Below are 21,447 nucleotides of genomic sequence, written 5' to 3'. Positions count from 1 at the left end.
CGGCCGCCCCACCCCGGCCGCCATCACCCCCGACTACGCGGGATAAATCGCCACCGCGGCAGCTTTCACCACGAAGTAGACCCGGAGGCCGGGCACCAGGCCGAGATCCGCGGAGGCCGCCGGCGTGACGTCTGCGGACAAGTCGCCGGCGCGGACACGGATCTGGTCCCCGTGCGGCTCCAGATCCGTCACGGTCACCTGGTAGGAGTTCCGCGGGCTGCCGTGCGCCTCGTCAAGGAAAACGGACACGGCCGACGGCGGGAAGGCCGCCACCCCTGCCTGCCCGCCGGTCAGGGGAGCGTCGTGCTGGCCGGCTACTTCAAGCCCCTCCGCGGAGCGTATCCCTGCCTCGGTCACCGTCCCCGAGACCAGGTTGAGCCCTGCCAGTCCGGCCGCGAAGCTGCTGCGGGGCCGTCTGAGCACTTCGCGGGTGGGGCCTTCCTCGGTGATCCGGCCGTCCTCCATCACGATCACGCGGTCGGCAAGCATGTAGGCATCCAGGACATCGTGGGTGACAATGATGGCCCGGCGCCCGGCGAGGACCCGTTTGAGCAGCCTCCGCAGCAGCGGGGCGGCTTGGATGTCCAGGGCGGCCATCGGTTCGTCCAGCAGCAGCACCCCCGGGTTGGCCGCGAGGGCTCGGGCGACGGCCACGCGCTGCGCCTGGCCGCCGGACAGCTCGCCCGGCCGGCGCTCTTCGAGGTCCGCGGCGTCGACCTCGGCGAGCCAACGGCGGGCGGCCTCCCGCGCCTCGGCTTTGGCTACCCCCGCGCTCCGGGGCCCAAAGGCGACGTTTTCGAGCGCACTGAGGTGTGGAAAAAGCAGGGGTTCCTGGGCCAGCAGGGCGGTCCCCCGGCGGTGCGGCGCGGTCCACGTTCCCGCGCTGTTCGCCGGCAGATCGAAGAGTACCCTGCTGTCCACGGCAGCCCGGCCGGAGTCCGGCCGGAGCAGGCCCGCGATCACGGCGAGCAGGGTGGACTTGCCGGCGCCGTTGGGCCCGAGCACCGCAACCGTCTCGGCCGGTCCCAGGCTCAGCGAAACCTCAAAGCCGCGGGCGGCGAGGGCGGCGTTGACGGTGAACGTCATGACGGCACCCGTCCGGTTTTGCCCCCACTGAGGGCGGCGTTGCTGCCGGACCCCGCGGGGCCGGGACCCCGGTAGGAGAGCCCGACGACGGCGACTGCCACCGCGACGAGCAGCAGGGAGAGCGCGACGGCGGCGTCGGCGTCGGTCTCGCGCTGCAGGTAGATCTCCAGCGGAAGGGTGCGGGTGACCCCCTGCAGGCTGCCGGCGAACGTGAGGGTGGCGCCGAATTCGCCGAGGCTGCGGGCGAAGGAGAGCACGGCGCCCGAGGCCAGGCCGGGCAGGACCAGCGGCAGGGTGACGCGGCGCAGCACCGTGGTGGGGCGTGCACCGAGGGTTGCCGCCACCGCCTCGTAACGGTTCCCGGCTGAGCGGAGCGCACCCTCGAGGCTGACCACGAGGAACGGCAGGGCCACGAAGGCCTGGGCGAGCACCACCGCCGTCGTGGAGAACGCGATCTGGATTCCGGCGAGCTCGAGGCTCTTCCCCAGCAGCCCCTGCCGGCCGAAGGTGTAGAGCAGCGCGATGCCGCCCACCACCGGAGGCAGGACAAGCGGGAGGAGGATGAAGGAGCGGAGCAGCCGCTGGCCGGGAAACTCGCCGCGGGCCAGCACCAACGCCAGCGGCACCCCGAACACCACGCACAGCACGGTGCTGGCCGTTGCGGTGCGGAGGCTGAGCCCCAGGGCCGCGAGGGACGATTCCGACGTGATGAGCGGGAGGAACTGCGGCCAGTTCACCCGGGCCACCATGGCCGCGAGCGGCAACACCACGAACAGTGCTCCCGCGGCCGCGAGGGTCATGACCCAGCGCGGAATCCCGTTGTAGGCGCTGACGCTCCGGTGGTTCATGCGCGGCCTACGGAGTGCCGAAGCCGGCGTCGCCGAGGACAGCCTTGCCCTCCGGCCCGACCACCGTCGCAATGAAGGCCGCCGCCAGGTCTTTGTTCTTGCTGGTCCGTACCGCGGCGATCGGGTACGTGTTGACAGCCTTGGCCGACTCGGCGAAGGGGACTTCCTTCACCTTGTTGCCAGCAGTCTTGACGTCCGTGACGTAGACCAGCCCGGCGTCGGCCTCTCCGGAGGTGACCTTGCCTAGGACATCCGTGACGGACGACTCTTCACTCACCGGCTGCAGCGCGACGCCGGTCTCCTCCTCCAGCGTCTTCGTGGCCGCGCCGCAGGGGACCTGGCCCGCGCAGATGACCACCTTCACGCCCGGCCTGGCGAGGTCCGCAAAGGAGCCGATCGACGCCGGGTTGGCCGGAGGCACGGCAATGGTCAGCACGTTGGTGGCGAAGTCCCGGGGGGATCCGTCCACCAGCGAAGCGTCGGAGAGCTTGGCCATGTTCTTGGCATCGGCGGAGGCAAACACGTCCGCCGGTGCCCCCTGGCCGATTTGGGTGGCCAGGTCCGAGGACCCGGCGAAGCTGAGCATGATCTTCGTTCCCGGGTTTTTCGCCTCGAAATCACCGGCCAGCCGGGTGAAGGCCATCTTGAGGGACGCGGCGGCGAAAACCGTGATGGTCCCGGAGGCTTGGGAGCCCTCCGACGCGCCGCCGGGAGCGGGAGACGATGCGTTGCCTGACGATTCGGGGGCGGCACACCCGGCGAGGCCGGCGGCCAGGACGCCGGCGAGCAGGAGCGCCGGGATGCCCCGGCGGGGAGTCCTCATAGAACGCTTTTCCCCTTCGGCGTCTCGATGATCACGGTGGTGGCTTTGACGACGGCGGTGGCCACGGAGCCGAGCTCCAGGCCCAGCTCGCGCACGGCCTCGCTGCTCATGAGCGACACGACCCGGAAGGGCCCGCACTGCAGTTCCACCTGCGCCATCACGGTGTCCGCGGTGATGGCCGTGACCAGGCCAACAAAGCGGTTCCGGGCAGAACTGCCCACCCGGGCCGGGTCCTCCGGAAGCTGGGCCTGCTCGCGTGCGAGCCGTGCGAGTTCGAGCCCGTCCACGGCGAGCCGCCCGGCGTCGTCCTTCACGGGCGTCAGGCTTCCGTTCTCGGTCCAGCGCCGGATGGTGTCGTCGCTGACGCCCAGGAACCGTGCAGCCTCGGAAACGCGGATATTAGGCATGAGGATACCCTAACCCGCATATGCGGGTATTTTCCAGCAATTTGTCCGTAAAACCGAGAACTATGCCCACCTCGGCGCGCCCTGCAGGCCGCCGGAAACCGGGACCCCTAGCTCCGGCGCACCAACCGGACTTAGACTCTTTCTGCGAGGGGTGGAGCCGCGGTCGCCTAGGAGCACCGCCATGAAATGGGTCTGGCCGGATAACCCGGACTACGACGAAACACGCAGAGTTTTTAACGCGATGATCGACCGGCGCCCAGCCGTCATCGCCCAATGTGCGGACCCGGGCGAGGTGGCCGAGGCCCTGCAGTACGCCAAGGACAACAGCCTGGCTGTTGCCGTGCGCGCTGGCGGCCATTCCGTTGCCGGCATGTCGACCAACGACGACGGTTTGGTCGTTGACGTCCGGCCGATGAAGTCAATCTCGGTGGACCCGGACAACAGGACGGTAACGGTGGGAGCCGGCGTGACGTGGGGCGAGTTCGACAGGGCCACGCAGGAACACGGCCTCGCAAGCACCGGCGGGCGGGCTTCCACCACCGGTGTCGCGGGATTCACGCTGGGCGGCGGGTCGGGGTGGCTGGAGCGCTCCTACGGCTTCGCGTGCGACAACCTGCAATCCGTCAAGCTCATGACAGCCTCCGGAGAACGGGTGACCGCGAGCGCCCGGGAGAACCCCGGGCTGTTCTGGGCCCTCCACGGCGGCGGAGGCAACTTCGGGGTCGCCACCGAGTTCACCTTCCGCCTGCACCAGCTGGGACCTGAGGTGCAGGCGGGCCTGATGCTCTGGCCCGGCGACGCCTCGACCGAGATCAGCCGCGCCTACCGGGAGCTTTCCCTAGCTGCCCCCGACGCCGTGGGCACCGCCCTGGTGCTCCTGACGGCACCGCCCGAGCCGTTCGTTCCAGCAGGGATGGTGGGGGAACAAGCAGTCGGCGTCGCCTATCTCTTCGCGGGAGACCCCGCCGACGGCGCAGAACATGCTTCGCCGTTCCGGGAGCTGGGCCCGGCGGTGGATCTGGTCAGCACCATGAATTATGCCGATTTCCAGTGCATGATCGATGACCCGCCGAACCTGTACAACTATTGGAGTGCCGATTACCACGACGAGTTGCCGGACACCGCCCTGGACGTGATCGTGGAGTCCGCCCGGAACCTGCCAGGGCCACACTCGCAGCTCTTGATGGCGCGCTGGGGTGGGGCCGTGTCGGGGCCGGCAGCTGCCCAGACACCATTGCAAAACCGCAACGCCAAATGGGTCACGCACCCGTTCGGGCTGGAGGAAACACCGGAAGGGGGCCAGGTGGCAAAGGCCTGGGTGAAGAAGTTCCGCCAGGACATCTCCCCCTTTGCCACCGGCGGCGTCTGGCTGAACTTCGTCGGCGACGAAGGCCAGGACCGGGTCCGGGCAGCCTTCGGCGAGGAGAACTACGACCGGCTGGCCCAGGTGAAACGGGAGTTCGATCCGGAGAACACTTTCCGCGGTAACCAGAACATCCAGCCCGCCGCTTCCTGATCACCGGGCGAATCACGGGGGTTGCACCCTCCGGCTGTGAGACGGTTGGTAAGTAACATGACCATCCAACAGTGGGAGACACATCAGCATGGGCAGTCCGGAAAAGACAACCCCCTGGGGCGACAGCCTGGGCCGCGCCAGCACCAGGACCGCACAGGTCCTCCTGCTCCTGGTCCTCTCGGTGGTGGTGGTTTACGCCCTGATCCAGGTGCGGCTGGTGGTGATTCCCGCGCTGCTGGCCCTGATCCTCGCCGCCGCGATCGCACCCTTCGTCCACTGGCTGCGCCGCCGGGGCTGGCCCAGCACCGCCGCCACCACCGTGTCCTTCCTGGTCCTCCTGGCCGCGTTCGGCGCCGTCATCACCGGCATCGTCCTCGCCGTCATGAGCCAGGCCGACCAGCTGGCGAGCAAGGCCACGGAGGGCTTCGACCGGGTCTACGCCTTCATTCGCACCGGCGCCCTTCCCGTTGATGACCAGCAGATCCAGCAGGCGCGCGACGCCGTCATTGACTTCGCCACCAGCAGCACCGTCGGCGCGGGCGCCATCTCCGGCCTCAGCGCGGCCGGCAACTTCATCGCCGGTGCCCTGCTCATGGCGGTGATCCTGTTCTTCTTCCTGAAAGACGGCGAGAGTATCTGGGCCTTTGTGCTGCGGGCGTTCAAGGGCAGGAACCTGGTGAAGGCACGCCGCGCCGGGGAGCGAAGCCTGAACGTGCTCGGCGGCTACGTGCGCGGAACCTCCATCGTGGCTCTGGTGGACTCGTTCTTCATTGGCCTGGCGCTCGTGTTCCTCGGCGTTCCGCTCGCCCTTCCGCTCGCGGCGCTGACCTTCATCGGAGCCTTCATCCCGCTGATCGGCGCCACCCTGGCCGGCATCCTCGCCGCGCTCGTCGCGCTCGTGGCCAACGGTCCGCTCGCAGCCTTGATCGTCATCATCGTCGTGATCGTGGTCAACCAGCTCGAGGGCAACTTCCTGCAGCCCGTCGTCATGGGCCAGGCCCTCAGCGTCCATGCCCTCGTTATCCTGCTGGCCCTCACCGCCGGCACCATCCTCGCCGGCATCATCGGCGCCATCCTCGCAGTTCCCCTCGTGGCCGTGGGCTGGGCCGCGATCAAGGCCTGGAACTCAGGGGACGACATCACCCCCGCGGCCATCGCGGAGGCCGAACATGAAACCCGGCTCAACGAAAAGGGCGAAGGAGTGCGCTCCAAACCGCGCCGCACCCGGACGCGGCAGGAAGAGCAGTCCGAAACCGCGGACGTTGACGCCCAACAGGGCTGATCCGGGGCCGGATTAGACTTCCCCCATGGCCATCTACGTCGATCCGCCGCTCTGGCCTGCGCACGGAACGCACTTCTCGCACCTGATCTCGGACACCTCGCTGGCGGAACTTCACGCGTTCGCGGCAGCGGCCGGCATCCCGGACCGGGCGTTCGACGGCGATCACTACGACGTCGCCGAAGCCCTGTACGACGCGCTCGTGGTGGCCGGGGCCGTCCCCGTCGAGGGGCGGATCCTGGTCCGCAAACTGATCTCCAGCGGGCTGCGGATCCCGGCCCGGCGGCGCAGCAGCTCACTCAAACTACCCCTGCTGACCCGTTGGAACGACGTCCTCCCAGGCCACGACGCCCTCTTCCTGGACCTGCTCGACCGCTGGGGCGAGGAGCACCGGAAGTACCACGGCCGAACGCACCTGCTGGCGGTCCTGGAGGCACTGGACCGCCTCACCGGACCCGCCGACCCGCCGCGCACGGTACTGCTGGCCGCCTGGTTCCACGACGCCGTCTACCGAGGCATCGCGGGCCAGGACGAGGAGGAGTCGGCCCGGCTCGCCGAGGACCGGCTCACCCGCGCCGGACTTCCCGCAGGGGAGGTGGACGAAGTGGCCCGCCTGGTGCGGATGACCGCGGAGCACCGCCCGGAGCCCGGGGACGACGCCGCCGCGCTGCTCAGCGATGCCGACCTTTCCGTGCTGGGCAGTGACCCTGCAGCCTACGCCCGGTACCTCGCCGCCGTCCGGCAGGACTTTGCCCACATCGGCGACGACGACTTCGCTACCGGACGCGCCGCCGTCGTCCGCAAACTGCTGGCGCTGGATCCGCTCTTCCACACTCCGCAGGGACGCGGACTGTGGTTCGAAGCGGCCCGCCGGAACCTGGAGGGCGAGCTCGGCTGAGCCGGACGCGGGCCTAACCCGGCAGGCAACAGCAACGCGGGGTCACGTAGCGCCCATAAATCCCGGTGGGATGGGCGCTACGTGACCCCGCGTTGCCTGGTTGCTCAAGCACCCCTGCGGAGGTGCTCGGCAAGCCGGTCGAACGACTCCCGCCAGCCCTGGCCCTGGCCGTCGCGGTTTTCGAGAGTGTCGAACGGGCCCTGCCTGAACGTCATCCGGGTGCCGCCGTCGATCTCCACCAGCTCGAACGCCACCTCGGTCTCAAAGCCGCGGGTGCCGTCCAGTTTGTCCCAGGCGTGGGTGAACACGAAGAGGTTCGGGGGCTCGATGTCGGTGTGGACCCCGCTCCACCAGTGTTCCTGCCCGGTGGCGTCCTGGATCATGCACGCCCGGTACAGTCCGCCGATCTCCAGATCCGCATCGATGCTCTCCCGCGGGACGTGGAAGCCGCGCGGCCCCCACCAGGCCGGGGCCTGGTCCGGATCTGTCAGGGCAGACCACACCCGGGTGACCGGGACCTGGAATTCGCGGGCAATGACCAGCATCAACTCATTTTCCCGGGAAACCCCCCGCGCAGGGATGGCAGCTTCGGCCGCGACTTGATCAGACATTGCGTTGCTCCTTCTGGGAAGTGCCGGGCTGGGAGTGCCGGGCTGGACTGCCCGAGGCAGCCCGGCCTAGCGGCGGGAGTTGTTGTACCCCGTCACGAAGGGCCGGTCGCTGGGAACAATCTGCTTGCCCAGCGGCATGAGGGATACCGGGATGAGCTTGAGGTTGGCGATGGCCAGCGGAATGCCGACGACGGTGAGCGCCATGGCGAAGGCGGTCAGCACGTGCCCAATCGCAATCCAGATCCCGGCCACGAGCAGCCAGATGATGTTGCCCAGCAGTGCGAACAACCCCGTCCCGCCGGGACGGTCCACCACCGCGCGGCCAAAGGGCCACAGCGCGTACGACGCGATGCGGAACGACGCGATTCCCCACGGGATGGTGACGATCAGCAGGCAGCAGATGATTCCGGCCACGAAATAGCCGAGCGCCAGCCACAGTCCGCCAAAGAGCAGCCAGATGATGTTCAGGAGTGTCTTCATGACTCCATTCTCCCCGCCCCGAACCGATCCGGACTAGGGTTTGTCCCTGAACGTCCCCTGAGTTATCGTCCGGGACTCCGCGGCAAAGGCCCTGACTTTGCGAACCCGGAAATCCGCACGATACTTGACCCATGCCTGCCCTCCTGAAGTTTGCGCTGATCGTCGCCGTCGTCCTGCTGGCAGTGGGCCTGGCCGTCAAAGCCGTACAGTTCCTGCTCTACGTCGGGCTCCTGGTCCTGGTGGGCGCCGGCATCATGTATTTCCTGCGCCGCGCGCGCAGCATACGGTGACGCCGCCGTCGCGGTCCCTCAGATGACCCCGGGGGGAGGCGCCTTTGGCGCGATTCTGGAAGTCATGACCTGGGTGGGGTTCGTCCTGGGCCTGCCGTTGCTCGCCTGGGGCTGGCTTTCCTTCCGGCGCCAATGCCAGTGGGCCGAGACCACCGGCACTGTGATCAGCGCCGGAGGGTTCACGGGGTACAGCTGGACTGATCACGACGACGCCGACCACCGCTCGCTCCTGCCCTTGGCGGACTCCGGCGGACTGGTGGTCGGGGCCGACGTCGTCCTCTTCTACGATGTATGCCACCCGTCCCGCTGGGCACTGGCGCCGCCGAAGCGGGACGGACCTGCCTGGATCATTGGCTGGATCTTTACCGGGGTAGGTGTGCTCGCCATGGTCGGGGGCTTCATCCTGCTGCTGTTCTGAGGCTCAGGACTCCGCCTGCTTCACCATCGCGGCCTCGACACTGATCTTGACCTTGTCGCTGACCAGCAACCCGCCCGCTTCCAGGGCCGCGTTCCAGGTCAGGCCGAATTCCTTGCGGCTGATGTCCGTCTCGGCGCTGAAGCCCGCGCGGGTGGCACCGAAAGGATCCACCGCGACGCCGGTGAACTCGACTTCCAGGTCCACCGGCTTGGTGATGTCACGGATCGTGAGGTCGCCGGTGAGCACGTAGTCCTCGCCGTCGCCCCGGATCGACGTGGCCCGGAAAACCATCTCCGGGTACTTTTCGACGTCGAAGAAGTCGGGGCCCTTGACGTGGGCGTCCCGGTTCGCGTCGCCGGAATCGAAACTGGCGGTCTTGACGTTGGCATGCAGGCTGGCCTCCGCCAGCGAGTCCCGGACCCGCGCCTCCGCAGAGGCCTCGTTGAACCGCCCCCGGACCTTGCTGATGCCGGCGTGACGGACACTGAAGCCGACCTCGCTGTGGGACATGTCCAGCGTCCAGACGCCGGGGGTCAAACCTTCGGGCAGAGTCACAATGGTCTCCTTCACGCGGTTGGCGGGCCGGGCCCGCCTGGTGTTTGGGGTACTCCCCCAAGGTGCCATGCTAGCCACGGCGCATCCGCCCGGCTAGCGGTCCGGGGTGGCCGTCGCCCCGTGGCGCCGTGGCGCCGTGGCGCCGTGGCGACCAGCCAATAGCCGGGCCAAGTGCCGGACCACCGTGCCCAGCAGCTTGGCGTTGAAGTCCACGCCCAGCTGGTTGGGCACCGTGAGCAGGAGAGTGTCCGCGGCCTGCGCGGCGGCGTCGGCGGCCAGCGCCCCGGCCAGGGCCTCGGGCTCTCCGACGTAGCTCTTGCCGAAGCGGGCCACGAGTCCGTCGATGACTCCCTCCTGGTCCCGTCCCCCGCGGAGCGCGCTGAGACCGAAAGAATGCCGGTCCTCCTCGTCGGCGATCGGCAGGACACTGCGGCTGACCGAAACGCGAGGCTCATACGCGTGGCCCGCCTCGGCCCAGGCCCGCCGGAACAGACTGATCTGCTCGGCCTGGAGCTGGTCCAACGGGACCCCGGTATCCTCCGTCAGCAGCCCGCCACCGATGAATTCACAGACTGCCGCCCGCGCCTTGACTCCGTGTCCCGGCGCCGCCCGGCGGCCGCCTGAACAGCCGCTGCATGAAGCTGAACGCCCGCCGCACGGTGGGAATCCTGCCGACAGAACGGATAAACGCCGCTGCACGAAAAGGCCCCTCTCCAGAGCCCAGGAACTACTTCCTAGGCCGCGAGAGGGGCCTTTTTGTTTGCTACAAGTGGGCTCAGCGCCCGACTGGAAAAGGTCAGAAGCTGACGAGCTTGCCGCCGAGCTCCTCCTGCACTTTGGCGGCCGTTGGGCTGTTGATAACCCAGTTCTCGCCCACAAGCCATGAGTTACCGCCAGTCGACTTCACCTGTGCGTTCAGCTTCTTCACGTTCTGAATGAGCTGGCTGATATCGCTACTTGAGACATACGTTGAGATAACAGTGTCCTTGGAGCAATCGGCAGATTCGGCGGCGAGAGTGACCTTGTTGGTCTGCGAGAATTCTGGACACGAACCTCCCGCTTTCACGTAGGCGGACTTCAGGGCAACCACCGTTGAGTACGTGCCGCCATTAGCAGGCGGCGCTGTCACCGTCGGCGTTGGCGTGGCTGTCGCCGAGGTGGCGGCTGGCGCTGTCTCTGCATTAGAACTTCCGCAGCCGGAAAGAGCGAGCGCTCCTGTGAGAAAGACGGCGAAAGCCATACCTTTTGAAATCATTTTTTGAGTTCCTCCCAATTTTTTGACGCCGCCGCATTCATCGGGGCGGCACTGCGGCCTCACAGATACTATGTGTTGTGGAGAAAATGCCCGGTTTTGCGAGTAGAACCGCCATTCGCTCCTGTCACAAAGCGCCCCCGCTCCGAGCGTAGGAAATTGCTCTTGGGCCGCGAGAGGGGCCTTCTTGCATTTGACAGTTAGGAAACAGACACGACTTCGTTTCAATATTGGGGGAACCTTGAACAAGCTGGCCGTGAGCAGCGTCGCTCTCATACTCATTACTCTTGTATCCGGCTGTAGCAGCCCGGGGGCAAGCGCTAACTCGGCGACACCCTCGACGAGTGCAACGGCCTCGCCGACACCGACAGTTACAAAAACCGTCACACTAAAGGCGACTCCGACGCCCTCCACCATCGCGACTAAAGGCTCCTACAAGGCAGACCTTGCGGCCCTCGGCGTCGTGCCCGACAACGTGACGAGCTTCGCCGACTTCATGAAGCAGCAAGTCTGCGAGGAAACCGGCACTAGCCTCGGCGCTTCAGTACGCTCCGTCGGCGGCAATCCGACCAGCGGCGGCGTGGATGGCGTCCGGCTCGCCGTGGCCTACTTCTGCCCGCAGAAGTCCAAAGAGGTCGAGTCCTACTTGGACTACTTCAAAAAGTAGCGTCCGCACGGTGGATACTCCCCGGCCCTGGAAAGCGGCCTGACCGCACGAAAAGCCCTCCCTAGCACTGAGCCGGGGCTTTCCGTCGTCTCAACAATCCCCTTGGCCGCTCCGGGGCAGCCACTGCTTCGGCGTGAATCAGGGCTCGCAACTCGTCCGAGACGGCCATGAGCGCGAGCTGAGCCTCTACCGCCCGACGCAGCCAGTCTTCCTGTGCTTCGTCCTCGACGAACTGCCTAAGTTCATCAGGCGTCTGAGCGACCCGCTTGTCCCAGTTTCTCGGAAGCCGCCCCGCTCCCAAGGCCCCTATCAGAGCCCCGGCCTCCGCGCCCATGTCCTTACTTACGTCAGTGTCCGTATGGCCGCCCCGGCGTAGATTCTGCGAGAGCCTGAGGAGCGCTTCCAACTCGAACATGAGCTTCCCCTGGAGGAGCGCCGTCCGCCGATCTTCGGCGGCGATCCTGCGAGCATTCCTCCGGTCCAGCGCCGAAACGACTAGAGCGACGACTGAGGCCCCGACAGCCACCACGACGGCGCCGACCTGAACCCATAGAGCAATTTCTTCCTGATGCATACGCCCAACTTACAGTCGGCAGCCGACACGCAACACGAAAGGCGGACTCAAGTAACGTCCTACCTGCCTACTAGGATCGAGCCATGACAGGTGGAGAAGTCGCAGCGGCGGCAATGGTGGGAAAAGTAGTCAAGCATGCCGGTGAGCAAATGGCCGAGGAAAATCGATCCATCAACAAAGAACTCCTCGCGGGTGCGAAGGATTCTCGATACATGACCGATGCCTCGGATCAATATGCGAAACGGGTTGCCATTCGCCAAGCCATTCTGACGAAAATGTACTTGCCCATTGCAAAGCTGTTTGGTGTCGCCAACGAGTATTTCGAGGGCGACTTCGATAAGGACATGACAAAGAAGCTAGAGGATGTCCCCGAGGAGAACCTGGTCCCACCAAAAGCGTCCCTGGCGGCGCCCGCTATGCAGCAGTTGGGCTTCAGCCTTGACGAGCCCGACCTCAAAGAAATGTACCTGAATCTGCTGGCTACAGCTTCAGACAATCGAAGTCAGGGCTCGGCCCATCCGTCTTTCGTTGAGGTGATCAAGCAGCTCAGCTCTGACGAGATCAGCGTGTTGAATCAGGTACTGACCGCGCCGGCCGGTGGCTATACGCCTACAGTCACGATCAATCTTCGGACGGAAGGTGAAGAGGGCTGGCGCGTCTTGCAAAAGAACCTCATTCCGCTAAATGACAGCTCATCCGGTCAACCAATTGTCCGGGACAACCTCGGCACATACATCGACAACTGGATTCGGCTTGGGCTTGTGGAAGTCAGCTACACAAACCATATGACTGGCGAGAACGCTTACGTTTGGGCTGAGCAAAGGCCAGAGCTGATCGCCTATAAGCAGGCTCTAGAGACGACCGAGGGCCGCACGGTTGAGTTCGACAAGGGAGTTATGGCTTCGACTTCATTTGGCAAGTCCTTCGCCAAGGTTGTCGGCATCACTAGCTAGATGTGTCATCAACTCGACAACGGCTGGGCGATGTCTGCCTCGACTTCGGCGCTGACTCGTCCCGCCCTGACAGCGACGCCCTGGACCTGGTTCGCGGGGCCTTCGCAGATAAGCATGGATGCGCAGTCTGAGGATGGCGCCAGCGCGTAGGTATTCCGCGCTGCGGCGTGGTGCGGCAGGAAAGAGGCCAGGGCCTCTTTGAATTGGTAGCGACCAAGCAACCAAAACCAAAAAGAGACCCTGACATGAATAACTTTATGTCTTGTTCTGCTGGCCGCTGGTGCATGCGCGCGGATGCGCTGCTCGGTGTCGACGGCGTCCACGTCAGCTCCGTCACGGCAACCGGGACCGGCCTCTTACTGGGCGTCGAAACCGGTGTGGACCTCGCCGGTTGCCCGGACTGCGGCGTCGTTGCGGTCGGCCACGGCCGCCGCCAGATCGGGCTCCATGACATTCCGTGTTTCGGCAGGCCGGTGCGGCTGCTGTGGGCCAAGCGTGTCTGGCGCTGCCCGGATCCGGATTGCCCGAGGGCGACGTTCACCGAGGAGCACCCGCTGGCCGGGCCGCGGGCGAAACTCACCACCCGGGCGGTCTGCTGGGCTACCGACGCGCTGCAGCGGTTCGACACCTCGGTCTCCGCTCTGGCCCACCAACTCGGGGTCTCCTGGCACACCGTCTGGGACGCCATCAAGGCAGAAGCCACCCGCCGCATCAAAAGCTCCGATCGGCTCGCCGGCGTTGACGCGCTCGGCGTTGATGAACATGTCTGGGCCCACACCGGCCCGCCAGGATCCGGCATGGTCACCGGAATCGTGGACCACACCCGCGATGACCACGGCGTGGTGCACGCCCGGCTACTTGACCTGGTTCCGGGCCGGTCCGGGAAGGCCTACGCCGACTGGCTCAAAGCCCGTGGCCCCGGGTTCACGGCCGGGATCAAGACCGCCGCGCTGGATCCATTCCGCGGCTACGCCAACGCGATCCGCGACGAACTGCCCGAAGCAATCACGGTGCTGGACGCGTTCCACGTCGTGAAGCTTGGCTCCGCTATGGTCGATGAGGTCCGCCGCCGGGTCCAGCAGGACACTCTCGGGCACCGCGGACGCAAGGGTGATCCGCTCTACGGGATCCGCCGGACCCTGCAGATCGGAGCCGAACACCTCACTGACAAGCAGTCCGCCCGACTGGACGCGAAGCTCAATGCCGGGGATCCCGACCACGAAGTCACCCTGGCCTGGCAGTGCTACCAGAAGCTCCGCAACATCTACCACGCGAGGCCGGAACGGGGCCGTGAACTCGTCACCGAAGTCATTGCATCATTCCCGTCCTGCCCGATTCCGGAAATTGCGCGCCTCGGTCGGACCCTCAAACAATGGAAAACCGCGATCCTGGCCTACTTCGACACGAACGGCGCCTCCAACGGCCCTACCGAAGCAATCAACGGCGTCATCGAAACCACCCGCAGAATCGCCCGCGGCTTCCGCAACTTCACCAACTACCGGCTCAGATGCCTACTCGCCGCCGGCGGCCACCGCCACTACCGGATCAAACAAACCAACCATGCCCAAATACGACGGTCATAGTCTCCGAAACCACCGAAAAATCATAACCTCATACCCGTCGACCAGCCCCGGCTGCTGAGGATAGAGTCGTATCGTGGCCACGCCTTCACAAGATCCTCGACCCGAGATCCTTATCGACGTCGATTACGGGTATACCTGGCCGATGTCCACCATATTCTGGGCGCTAGAAGATGTGCCTGATTGGAAGAGCGAACTTCCAGAGGCTCTGTACGAGGATCTTGTGGCCTGGGCAAAATTCTTCAACGAACATGCCAATCCAGAGACAGGGCTGTTTGGGAGTGAGGAACGCCGCAAACACTTTGACCTCGAAGGGGTTCGCCTCCGAGATGAACTCGAAAAAGTTCTCGGAGATAGATTTCGATTCCGTCTCCGGCTGTGGTTCTAGATAACAGTCAAATGATGCAACATTTTTTGCGCACTCCGCTTGAGAAAGAACCAGGATTGGCCGGGCCTCCAGGGGCAACAAAGAAGAGGGGCGGCAGGCCGCCCCAACCACGCTAATCTGCGAAGGGCCGGTTCGCGGGCTGCTTGGCGCACGTTAGTCATTACGGCCCTTGCGTTAGCTCAAACTTACGTTGCGGGTTCTCGTAGCGCATGTCGATCACGCCGGTGCCCATTTCGATCCGACTGGTCCGGGCGGCGACCGCCGCCAGCAGCGGGAGCGGGAAGCCTGCTGCCGGGCGAAGTGGTGCACGCGGAAGTGGGGCCCGTCCACGCCGAGCTCTTCGGCGGCGACGGCCAGTTCAATGCCCTGCAGCAGGGCCTCGCGCGCGGTCCGGGTCCGTGATCCTTCGCCGATGTCCAAAGGACAAAAATCCGATGCGCTTCATGGCCGCGTCAACGCGGCGTGACCCGCCCGCATTCCTGCGCGGCTTCAGGACTTGGCGGCCCGGACGAAGTCGCGGATTTTCGCCAGGTCCTTCACGCCGCGGGAGGACTCGACGCCGGAGGAGACGTCCACGCCCCAGGCACCGGCCTGGCCCGCAGCCGCGGCGACGTTGGCGGGATCCAGTCCGCCGGCCAGCAGCCACTGCCGGCCTTCGAGCCCCTTGGCCCGCACGGAGCCGTAATCCCAGGCCTCACCCGAGCCGGGGACCGCGGCGTCGATCAGCAGCAGGTCCTCGCCCCAGGCGCCGAACGCCTCCGGGCCCGCGGCCATGGTGACGGCGCGGATGAGCTGCAGGCCGGCGTCGTGCACGGTCTGCACGTCCGCGGGCGTGCGGTCGCCGTGCAGCTGCACCCAGGCCAGCCCGGCCTCGCGGGCGGCCACAACGGCGTCCGCGGCCGGTTCGTGCCTGAAGACGCCCACCGCGGGAACCCCTTCGGGGACAAGGGCCAGGAGCGCGCGGGCCTGCGCCGGGGCCACTTGGCGGGGGCTGGCGGTCAGGACGAAGCCGACGGCGTCCGCCCCGGCCTCGGTGGCGGCCCGGACCGACCCGGGGGTACTAAGCCCGCATACCTTGACGAACATTCGGCTCCTTCTGCAGCGTTCCTGCCACTGACGTTAGCAAGGACGCTGCCAGGATGCCGACAGGGCGCAGCGGGGGGCCCAGCGGGGGGGCGCAGGGGCGCCGCGGCCCGGCGATAGGCTGGAGGCATGGAGATCATCCGCTATGCCGAGCTGAAAGCCCAACCCTGGCCCAACGGCGGCGGGGTGACCCGCGAACTGGCCAGCCGCCCAGGGGCAGCGTCCGGACAGGACGGCGGCTGGGACTGGCGGGTGAGCATCGCCGAGGTCTCCAAGGCCGGCGCTTTCTCCGCTTTTCCAGGAATGGATCGAGTGCTCACCGTGATCGAGGGCGAGCTGCTGCTCCTGACCGTCGGCGGCGCCGAGCATCCGCTGGAAAAGTACCGGCCGTTCCGGTTCTCCGGAGACGCCGACTCGGCCGGGGCGCTGCCCACCGGCAACATCCGGGACCTGAACGTCATCACCCGCAGCGGGGCGTTCAAGGGCTATACCTCCATTATCGAGCTGTCCAAGAAACGGGCGCATCCGGTCTTCGAGGGCCAGCTGGGGATCCTCCTGCAGGGCCAGGCGACGGTCAGTCCCGGCGGCACCGCCGCCGAACCCGCGACGCTGGACCGCTATGACGCCGTCGTCGGTTCCGACGCCGACTCCCCCGAGATCCTGGGCCGCGGCTTCCTGGCCGTGGTGTCGATCGACCCCGTTGTCGACCCCGTCGCGAACTAGCTCCCCTGCGCCTTCACCCGGGCCCCGCTGACGCCGACCGATTCCCCCGAGAGCCGTTGGGCGAGCCAAATGGGAACGATCGAGACGACGATCAGCACGACGGCCACCACGTTGACCACGGGCGCCTGATTCGGACGGAAGAGGTTCTGCAGGATCCAGATCGGCAGCGTGGTCTCGCCGGCCCCGATCGTGAACGTGGTCACGATGATCTCGTCGAAGCTCAGCGCGAATGCCAGCAGACCGCCGGCCAGCAGGGCAGTGCGCATCTGAGGGAATGTCACCAGGCCGAAGGTGGTGAAGACACCGGCGCCGAGATCAGCGGAGGCTTCCTCCAGGCCGGCGCTCATTCGACGGAGCCGCGCAATGGCATTGTTGAACACGGTCACCATGCAGAACGTTGCGTGGGCGATCACCACCGTCCACAGGCTCAGCGGTACGCCCAGGATGGTGGTGAACATGTTGTTCAGGGCAATGCCGGTGACAACCCCGGGCAGTGCGATCGGCAGGATCACCAGCAGGTTGATGACGTCGCGGCCGAAGAACTTGTAACGCTGCAGTGACAACGCCAGCAGCGTGCCCAGCACCAGCGAGATGACGGTCGCCACCACCGCCACCCACAGGGAGGAAAGGACGGCCTCCCGGACACCGGTCGAGTCAAAGGCCTTGCCCCACCATTCCAGCGTGAAGCCCTTGGGCGGCCAGCCGAACGTCCGGTCCGCGTTGAACGAGTTCACCACCACCAGCATCAGCGGGATGTAGATGAACAGCAGCACCAGCCCGGAAATGACGCCAAGGACGACTTTGGCGCTACGGGAAAGTCTCATGATGCTCCTTGCGCTACAGGTTGTTCAGGGCGCCGGAACGGCGAACGATGAAGAGGTAGAACATGATGATGGCGATCGGAACCAGCGATACAGCGGCGGCAAACGGCAGGTTGTTCGCGGCGCCGACGTTGGCGTAGACCACCGTGCCGAGCATCTGGGTGGTCCCGCCGACGATCTGCGCGGTGATGTAATCTCCCAGGGACAGCGAGAACGTGAAGATCGTGCCCGCGATGATGGAGGGGACCAGCAGCGGAAGCATTACAAGGCGCATGGTAGTCAGCGGCTTCGCGCCCAGGTCCCCGGAGGCTTCGAGCAGGGAGTCGGGCACCCGGTCGAAGCCCGCGTAGATGGGCAGGATCATGTACGGCAGCCAGATGTAGGACAGGGTCAGGATGACGGCGGTCTCGCCGTAGCCCGGCGACGACAGGCCGATCGGCGCCCCCAGCCATTCGAGCAGCCCACCCTCGGCCAAAACATTCCGCCAGGCGTAGGCCTTGACGAGGTAGCTCGCCCACAGTGGCATCAGCACCGCCACGACGAGCAGTTTCTCCCATCGGGCACCGGCCACCTTGGCGATGAAGAACGCGATGGGCAGGGCGAGGACCAGGTCGATCACAGTCACCGCCACGGCGATCCACAAGGTCCGCAGGGTGATCCGCTGATACACCGGATCGGTCAGGACCGTGACGATGTTTTCGGTGGTCCAGACCGTGGACACCTGTCCGGTGAAGGTGTCCACGGTCCAGAACGCGGTGATCAGCAGTGCCGCCAGGGCGGCGATGTAGACCAGCACCAGCCAGCCTGCCGGCGCGGTGAGCAGCGCGGCAAGCCTCAATCGGGGCGAGCGGTGAAGCAGCGCCGAGAAGGCGTTGGCTTTCGCCCGGGGTGCCCCGGCATGTGGGGGTGAGCCGGGCGGAAGCTGTTGCGTCTGTTGTGCCATCTCGCCTTAGTTTCTACCGGCCGTCGCGGCCGGCTGTCCTTTTTCGGAGTCGTTGTGGTCTGCGGCCCGGAATCAGCCCTTGATTTCAGTCCAGGCCTTGGTCCATTCCGAATAGTCGGTGCACTTGACGTCCTTGCGGCCATCGAGGCAATCGGCCACCGGGGTGGTCCAGTACCAGATCTTTTCGGCATAGGCCGCATCACCGGAGTGGTACGTCTGGCAGTGATTGGGATCCTTGGCCAGATCGCAGGCTTTGGCATTGGCCGGGGATTCGCCGAAGTACTCCGCCACCTGGGCGTTCACCGTGGGGCTGGCGATGTAGTCGAGCCACTTGTAGGCACAGTTCTGGTTCTTGGTCTTGGACCCGATCATCCAGGTGTCCGACCAACCGGTGGCGCCCTCTGTCGGCAGGAGGGTCGCTACCTTGGCGCCGTCGGCCGCCGCGATGTTCGCCCCCACCTGCCAGGTGGTGCCGACCACGGTGCTTCCGGACGTGAAGGCCTGGACTTCTTTAACCACATCGCTCCAGTATTCGCCGATGTGCGTGCGCTGCTGCTTGAGGAGATCGACGGCGGCCGCCAGCTGGTTCTTGTCGAGGGCGTACGGGTTCTTGATGCCCAGCTCCGGCTTGTGCGTCATGAGGTAGACGGCGGCATCGGCGATGTAGATGGGCGAATCGTAGGCAGTGACCTTGCCGGTGTTCTTGGCGGCGTCGTCAAACACAGCGCTCCAAGACGTGGGCGCCGGGGTGACTTTGTCCGTGGAGTACATCAGCAGGTTGGCTCCCCAGCCGTGGGGCATTCCGTAGTTAGTGCCGTTGACGGTGTTCCAGGCCTTGTCCTTCAGGAAGGGGTAGATATCCGGGTAGTTCTTCAGCAAGCTCATGTTCACCGGTTGCACGTCCTGGCCGGCGATCAGGCGCAATGAGGCATCCCCGGAAGCCGAGACGACGTCGTACTGACCGGTGCGCATGAGCGTCACGGCCTCGTCCGAGGTGCCGAAGGGCTTGAAGCTGACCTTGCACTGCGTCTCATGTTCGAACGGATGCACCCAGTCCACCGCCGGGTCATTGCTGCCGTCCTCGACGTACCCGGGCCACCCGAGGATGGACAGCTGGCCTTCGCCGGTGCCGATCTCGGTCTTGACCGGCTGCGCCGACGGCGAGGAGCCGGCTCCGCCGCTGGTTCCGCAGCCGGACAGCGCTAGCGCCGCCGCCGCAACCACCCCGACAATGAGGGAGGCCTTCGTTGCTGGTGCCATGATCCTTACCTTTCGATGTGGGGTGAATCGATGTGTGGGTTCGGCCCCGCGTCAGGGGCCGTACCCGGAAGCCAGACGACGGCGTCGTCGTCCCAGCTGACCGAGACGGGCCGGCCCGCGAGCTCCGCGTCGCTGCCGGGCAGCTTTTCCGGGACGAGCGCGACGACGGCGGGACCGCCGTCGAGCTGCACCCGGACCTGGGTGGCGTGCCCGACGTACACGAAGGAAATCACCGTTCCCGGCCGGGAGGTGGTGCCCGAACGACGGTCCGGTTCCCCGGTCCAGGCGACACGCAGCCGCTCGGGACGAACGCACATGGGCTCCGCCCGGCCATAGACGGCCCGGGCCTGGCCTGCGTCGAAGATGTTGGAGGTGCCGACGAAATTGGCCACGAAAATGCCGCCGGGTCGCTCGTAGATCTGGTGCGCCGTACCGATCTGCTCGATGCTGCCGTTATTGAAGACGCCGATCCTGTCGCTCATGGTGAGCGCCTCCTCCTGGTCGTGCGTGACGAAGATGAAGGTGATGCCCAGCGAGCGCTGCAAATCCTTGAGTTCGACCTGCATCTGCTGGCGGAGCTTCAGGTCCAGGGCGCCCAGCGGCTCATCCAGCAGGAGGACCTTCGGTTCCACAACGAGCGCCCTTGCCAGGGCAACGCGCTGCCGCTGGCCACCGGAGAGCTGCGCGGGTTTGCGGCCGACGAATTTGCCCAGCTGCACACGGTCCAAGGCCTCCCTGGCCCGCTCCCGGCGCTGGTTCCCGGGCATCCCGCGCACCCGCAGGCCGTACGCGACGTTGTCCACGAGGGACATGTGCGGGAACAGTGCGTAGTCCTGGAAAACGGTGTTGACGTCGCGCTGGAAGGGCGCCATTGACGTGACGTCCTTGCCCTCAAGTTCAATGGTGCCGGACGTCGGCAGCTCGAAACCTGCGATCAGCCGCAGGACCGTGGTCTTGCCGGAGCCGGACGGACCGAGCATGGAGAAGAATTCCCCGTGGCGGATGTCGAGGTCCACTGCATTGACCGCGACGGTGTCCCCGAAGACCTTGGTGAGCTTGCGCAGGCGGATTGCTGGAACCTCTTCGGTTCCTGTGGAGGTTCCGGCGGCCAGTGTTTCGGTCATGCGGTGCGCCTTACGTCGTTGCCGGATTGTCCAGGGGAGAGCCACGTAGCGGAGTGTGATCCAGCGCACACCCGGCCGCTGGCCCAAATGCTATTACTTCATAGGATTTATGTATAGACCCCTCGGCAAAGTCCGGATTAGGATGTCATCAGCCCGGGCGACGCACGGCGGCGCCGCTCCGGACCCGGCGCCCGGACCCGCACGAATGCCCGGGCCGGGGTGGCCGAAGCCCGCCGCAGCGAAGGGAGGCACTGTGATGTTGCTATCGCCGAAAAGCGCTTCCCGGAGCCTGGCGGCCGTGTTCACGCCGATCAAATCCCGCGGGCTCGTGGACGAGGTGTGCTGCCGGATCGAGCAGGCCGTGGAGACCGGGCTGCTGACCAGCGGCCAGCGGCTGCCGAACGAAACGGAACTCGCCGCGGCCCTCGGAGTGTCTGCGGTGACCGCCCGGGAGGCCCTGTCCCAGCTGCGGGCCTCGGGAATCATCCGAACCGCTCGCGGCCGCAACGGCGGAAGCTTCATTGCCGACGACGTGCTGCCCTCCAGGGAACGGGCCCTGGCGCAGTTGCGCGAGCTGAGCCGGCTGCAGATCCGGGACCTGGCGCTGCACTACGAGGCGATCGCCGCGGCCTGCGCCGGAGTCGCGGCCCGGCGCTCCGACGCCGCCGACATCGCCACGCTGCGCTCGTTCATCCCCGCGGCGGACGACGACTCCCTGAGCTGGCGGCTGGCGCTGTCCGAGTTCCTGCTGGAAGTCGCCGCGATTGCCCGCTCGGCCCGGCTCGCCCGGGAGCTGATCCGGCTGCAGGCCGATCTTGGCACCCTCACCCTGTTGCCCTGCGCCGACGCCGGCTACCGCGGGCGCACC

Annotated in this window: 25 protein-coding genes and 2 pseudogenes; 11 read left to right on the top strand and 16 right to left on the bottom strand. The window is 66.2% G+C overall.

What is annotated here, in order from left to right; translation table 11 throughout:
- Nucleotides 1-33 precede the first annotated feature (33 nt).
- From BJG92_RS06155 to BJG92_RS06140, 4 genes are read right to left on the bottom strand one after another with little or no spacing between them, the layout of a single operon-like run.
- Nucleotides 34-1,086: a sulfate/molybdate ABC transporter ATP-binding protein gene (locus BJG92_RS06155; RefSeq protein ID WP_232083142.1), complete on the bottom strand. Its 1,053-nt coding sequence runs from the start codon at nucleotides 1,084-1,086 to the stop codon at nucleotides 34-36.
- Nucleotides 1,083-1,934, bottom strand: a complete 852-nt coding sequence (locus tag BJG92_RS06150) for an ABC transporter permease (protein WP_232083141.1) — start codon at nucleotides 1,932-1,934, stop codon at nucleotides 1,083-1,085. Before BJG92_RS06150 ends, BJG92_RS06155 begins: the two co-directional genes overlap by 4 nt.
- A gap of 7 nt (nucleotides 1,935-1,941) precedes the next feature.
- Nucleotides 1,942-2,757: a molybdate ABC transporter substrate-binding protein gene (gene modA, locus BJG92_RS06145; RefSeq protein WP_232083140.1), complete on the bottom strand. Its 816-nt coding sequence runs from the start codon at nucleotides 2,755-2,757 to the stop codon at nucleotides 1,942-1,944.
- Nucleotides 2,754-3,164, bottom strand: a complete 411-nt coding sequence (locus tag BJG92_RS06140) for a molybdopterin-binding protein (protein ID WP_232083139.1) — start codon at nucleotides 3,162-3,164, stop codon at nucleotides 2,754-2,756. Before BJG92_RS06140 ends, modA begins: the two co-directional genes overlap by 4 nt.
- A 181-nt stretch (nucleotides 3,165-3,345) precedes the next feature.
- Here BJG92_RS06140 and BJG92_RS06135 point away from each other — a divergent pair, with 181 nt between their 5' ends.
- From BJG92_RS06135 to BJG92_RS06125, 3 genes are all read left to right on the top strand, one after another.
- A complete protein-coding gene (locus BJG92_RS06135; RefSeq protein ID WP_232083138.1) occupies nucleotides 3,346-4,680 on the top strand; it encodes an FAD-binding oxidoreductase in 1,335 nt (444 codons plus the stop codon).
- 88 nt (nucleotides 4,681-4,768) lie between these two features.
- Nucleotides 4,769-5,962 (top strand): AI-2E family transporter, encoded by a 1,194-nt coding sequence (locus BJG92_RS06130; RefSeq protein ID WP_232083137.1) that lies wholly within the window; start codon nucleotides 4,769-4,771, stop codon nucleotides 5,960-5,962.
- Between the two features lie 25 nt (nucleotides 5,963-5,987).
- Nucleotides 5,988-6,857 carry a DUF4031 domain-containing protein gene (locus BJG92_RS06125; RefSeq protein ID WP_232083136.1) on the top strand — a complete coding sequence of 290 codons (870 nt, stop codon included), beginning with the start codon at nucleotides 5,988-5,990 and terminating at the stop codon, nucleotides 6,855-6,857.
- Nucleotides 6,858-6,961: 104 nt separating this feature from the next.
- Here the strand turns inward: BJG92_RS06125 and BJG92_RS06120 are convergent, their stop codons facing one another.
- The gene (locus BJG92_RS06120) at nucleotides 6,962-7,468 is read right to left on the bottom strand and encodes an SRPBCC domain-containing protein (RefSeq protein WP_232083135.1); all 507 of its coding nucleotides are present in this window, start codon (nucleotides 7,466-7,468) and stop codon (nucleotides 6,962-6,964) included.
- Between the two features lie 66 nt (nucleotides 7,469-7,534).
- A complete protein-coding gene (locus BJG92_RS06115) occupies nucleotides 7,535-7,948 on the bottom strand; it encodes a YccF domain-containing protein (RefSeq protein WP_232083134.1) in 414 nt (137 codons plus the stop codon).
- Between the two features lie 131 nt (nucleotides 7,949-8,079).
- On the opposite strand from BJG92_RS06115, the gene BJG92_RS06110 reads away from it, so the two are divergent.
- Together BJG92_RS06110 and BJG92_RS06105 are read left to right on the top strand one after the other, a co-directional pair.
- Nucleotides 8,080-8,238: a hypothetical protein gene (locus BJG92_RS06110; RefSeq protein ID WP_232083133.1), complete on the top strand. Its 159-nt coding sequence runs from the start codon at nucleotides 8,080-8,082 to the stop codon at nucleotides 8,236-8,238.
- Nucleotides 8,239-8,260: 22 nt separating this feature from the next.
- On the top strand, nucleotides 8,261-8,656 hold the full coding sequence (locus BJG92_RS06105; protein ID WP_232083132.1) for a hypothetical protein: 396 nt from the start codon (nucleotides 8,261-8,263) through the stop codon (nucleotides 8,654-8,656).
- Nucleotides 8,657-8,659: 3 nt separating this feature from the next.
- Here BJG92_RS06105 and BJG92_RS06100 read toward each other — a convergent pair whose 3' ends face one another.
- The 3 genes and pseudogenes from BJG92_RS06100 to BJG92_RS06090 all read right to left on the bottom strand — a co-directional run bounded on the left by BJG92_RS06100 (nucleotide 8,660) and on the right by BJG92_RS06090 (nucleotide 10,466).
- On the bottom strand, nucleotides 8,660-9,211 hold the full coding sequence (locus BJG92_RS06100) for a YceI family protein (protein WP_232083131.1): 552 nt from the start codon (nucleotides 9,209-9,211) through the stop codon (nucleotides 8,660-8,662).
- A 70-nt stretch (nucleotides 9,212-9,281) separates the two neighbouring features.
- Nucleotides 9,282-9,760 (bottom strand): annotated as a pseudogene (locus BJG92_RS06095) (LLM class flavin-dependent oxidoreductase); the annotation flags it as partial.
- 247 nt (nucleotides 9,761-10,007) lie between these two features.
- Nucleotides 10,008-10,466, bottom strand: a complete 459-nt coding sequence (locus BJG92_RS06090) for a hypothetical protein (protein WP_232083130.1) — start codon at nucleotides 10,464-10,466, stop codon at nucleotides 10,008-10,010.
- A gap of 253 nt (nucleotides 10,467-10,719) precedes the next feature.
- Between BJG92_RS06090 and BJG92_RS06085 the strand changes: the two genes are divergently transcribed.
- Nucleotides 10,720-11,130 (top strand): hypothetical protein, encoded by a 411-nt coding sequence (locus tag BJG92_RS06085; protein ID WP_232083129.1) that lies wholly within the window; start codon nucleotides 10,720-10,722, stop codon nucleotides 11,128-11,130.
- A gap of 61 nt (nucleotides 11,131-11,191) precedes the next feature.
- Here the strand turns inward: BJG92_RS06085 and BJG92_RS06080 are convergent, their stop codons facing one another.
- Nucleotides 11,192-11,704, bottom strand: coding sequence for a hypothetical protein (locus BJG92_RS06080; protein WP_232083128.1), 513 nt, complete (start codon nucleotides 11,702-11,704; stop codon nucleotides 11,192-11,194).
- Between the two features lie 83 nt (nucleotides 11,705-11,787).
- Here BJG92_RS06080 and BJG92_RS06075 point away from each other — a divergent pair, with 83 nt between their 5' ends.
- The 3 genes from BJG92_RS06075 (at nucleotide 11,788) to BJG92_RS06065 (ending at nucleotide 14,625) form a co-directional block, all read left to right on the top strand.
- Nucleotides 11,788-12,657, top strand: coding sequence for a DUF4393 domain-containing protein (locus BJG92_RS06075; RefSeq protein ID WP_232083127.1), 870 nt, complete (start codon nucleotides 11,788-11,790; stop codon nucleotides 12,655-12,657).
- Nucleotides 12,658-12,914: 257 nt separating this feature from the next.
- Nucleotides 12,915-14,240 (top strand): ISL3 family transposase, encoded by a 1,326-nt coding sequence (locus tag BJG92_RS06070; RefSeq protein WP_232083126.1) that lies wholly within the window; start codon nucleotides 12,915-12,917, stop codon nucleotides 14,238-14,240.
- A gap of 73 nt (nucleotides 14,241-14,313) precedes the next feature.
- Nucleotides 14,314-14,625, top strand: a complete 312-nt coding sequence (locus tag BJG92_RS06065; RefSeq protein ID WP_232083125.1) for a hypothetical protein — start codon at nucleotides 14,314-14,316, stop codon at nucleotides 14,623-14,625.
- A 193-nt stretch (nucleotides 14,626-14,818) separates the two neighbouring features.
- Here the strand turns inward: BJG92_RS06065 and BJG92_RS06060 are convergent.
- Together BJG92_RS06060 and BJG92_RS06055 are read right to left on the bottom strand one after the other, a co-directional pair.
- A pseudogene (locus tag BJG92_RS06060) lies at nucleotides 14,819-15,070 on the bottom strand (LLM class flavin-dependent oxidoreductase); the annotation flags it as partial.
- Nucleotides 15,071-15,114: 44 nt separating this feature from the next.
- Nucleotides 15,115-15,711, bottom strand: a complete 597-nt coding sequence (locus BJG92_RS06055; RefSeq protein WP_232083124.1) for a phosphoribosylanthranilate isomerase — start codon at nucleotides 15,709-15,711, stop codon at nucleotides 15,115-15,117.
- A 126-nt stretch (nucleotides 15,712-15,837) separates the two neighbouring features.
- Here BJG92_RS06055 and BJG92_RS06050 point away from each other — a divergent pair, with 126 nt between their 5' ends.
- A complete protein-coding gene (locus tag BJG92_RS06050) occupies nucleotides 15,838-16,431 on the top strand; it encodes a HutD family protein (protein ID WP_232083123.1) in 594 nt (197 codons plus the stop codon).
- Here the strand turns inward: BJG92_RS06050 and BJG92_RS06045 are convergent.
- The 4 genes from BJG92_RS06045 to BJG92_RS06030 all read right to left on the bottom strand — a co-directional run bounded on the left by BJG92_RS06045 (nucleotide 16,428) and on the right by BJG92_RS06030 (nucleotide 20,579).
- Nucleotides 16,428-17,255: an ABC transporter permease gene (locus BJG92_RS06045; RefSeq protein ID WP_232083122.1), complete on the bottom strand. Its 828-nt coding sequence runs from the start codon at nucleotides 17,253-17,255 to the stop codon at nucleotides 16,428-16,430. The genes BJG92_RS06050 and BJG92_RS06045 overlap by 4 nt on opposite strands.
- 13 nt (nucleotides 17,256-17,268) lie before the next feature.
- The gene (locus BJG92_RS06040) at nucleotides 17,269-18,195 is read right to left on the bottom strand and encodes an ABC transporter permease (protein WP_232083121.1); all 927 of its coding nucleotides are present in this window, start codon (nucleotides 18,193-18,195) and stop codon (nucleotides 17,269-17,271) included.
- A gap of 72 nt (nucleotides 18,196-18,267) precedes the next feature.
- Nucleotides 18,268-19,455 (bottom strand): ABC transporter substrate-binding protein, encoded by a 1,188-nt coding sequence (locus BJG92_RS06035; RefSeq protein WP_232083120.1) that lies wholly within the window; start codon nucleotides 19,453-19,455, stop codon nucleotides 18,268-18,270.
- A 5-nt stretch (nucleotides 19,456-19,460) separates the two neighbouring features.
- On the bottom strand, nucleotides 19,461-20,579 hold the full coding sequence (locus tag BJG92_RS06030; RefSeq protein ID WP_232083119.1) for an ABC transporter ATP-binding protein: 1,119 nt from the start codon (nucleotides 20,577-20,579) through the stop codon (nucleotides 19,461-19,463).
- 298 nt (nucleotides 20,580-20,877) lie between these two features.
- On the opposite strand from BJG92_RS06030, the gene BJG92_RS06025 reads away from it, so the two are divergent.
- Nucleotides 20,878-21,447 (top strand): FadR/GntR family transcriptional regulator (locus BJG92_RS06025; protein WP_232083118.1); only part of this gene is annotated, 570 nt, incomplete at its 3' end.

The organism is Arthrobacter sp. SO5, assembly GCF_020532805.1.
GTDB lineage: Bacteria > Actinomycetota > Actinomycetes > Actinomycetales > Micrococcaceae > Arthrobacter.
Note: the sequence above shows the minus strand (reverse complement) of the source record. Positions and strands in the feature narration are given on the sequence as shown.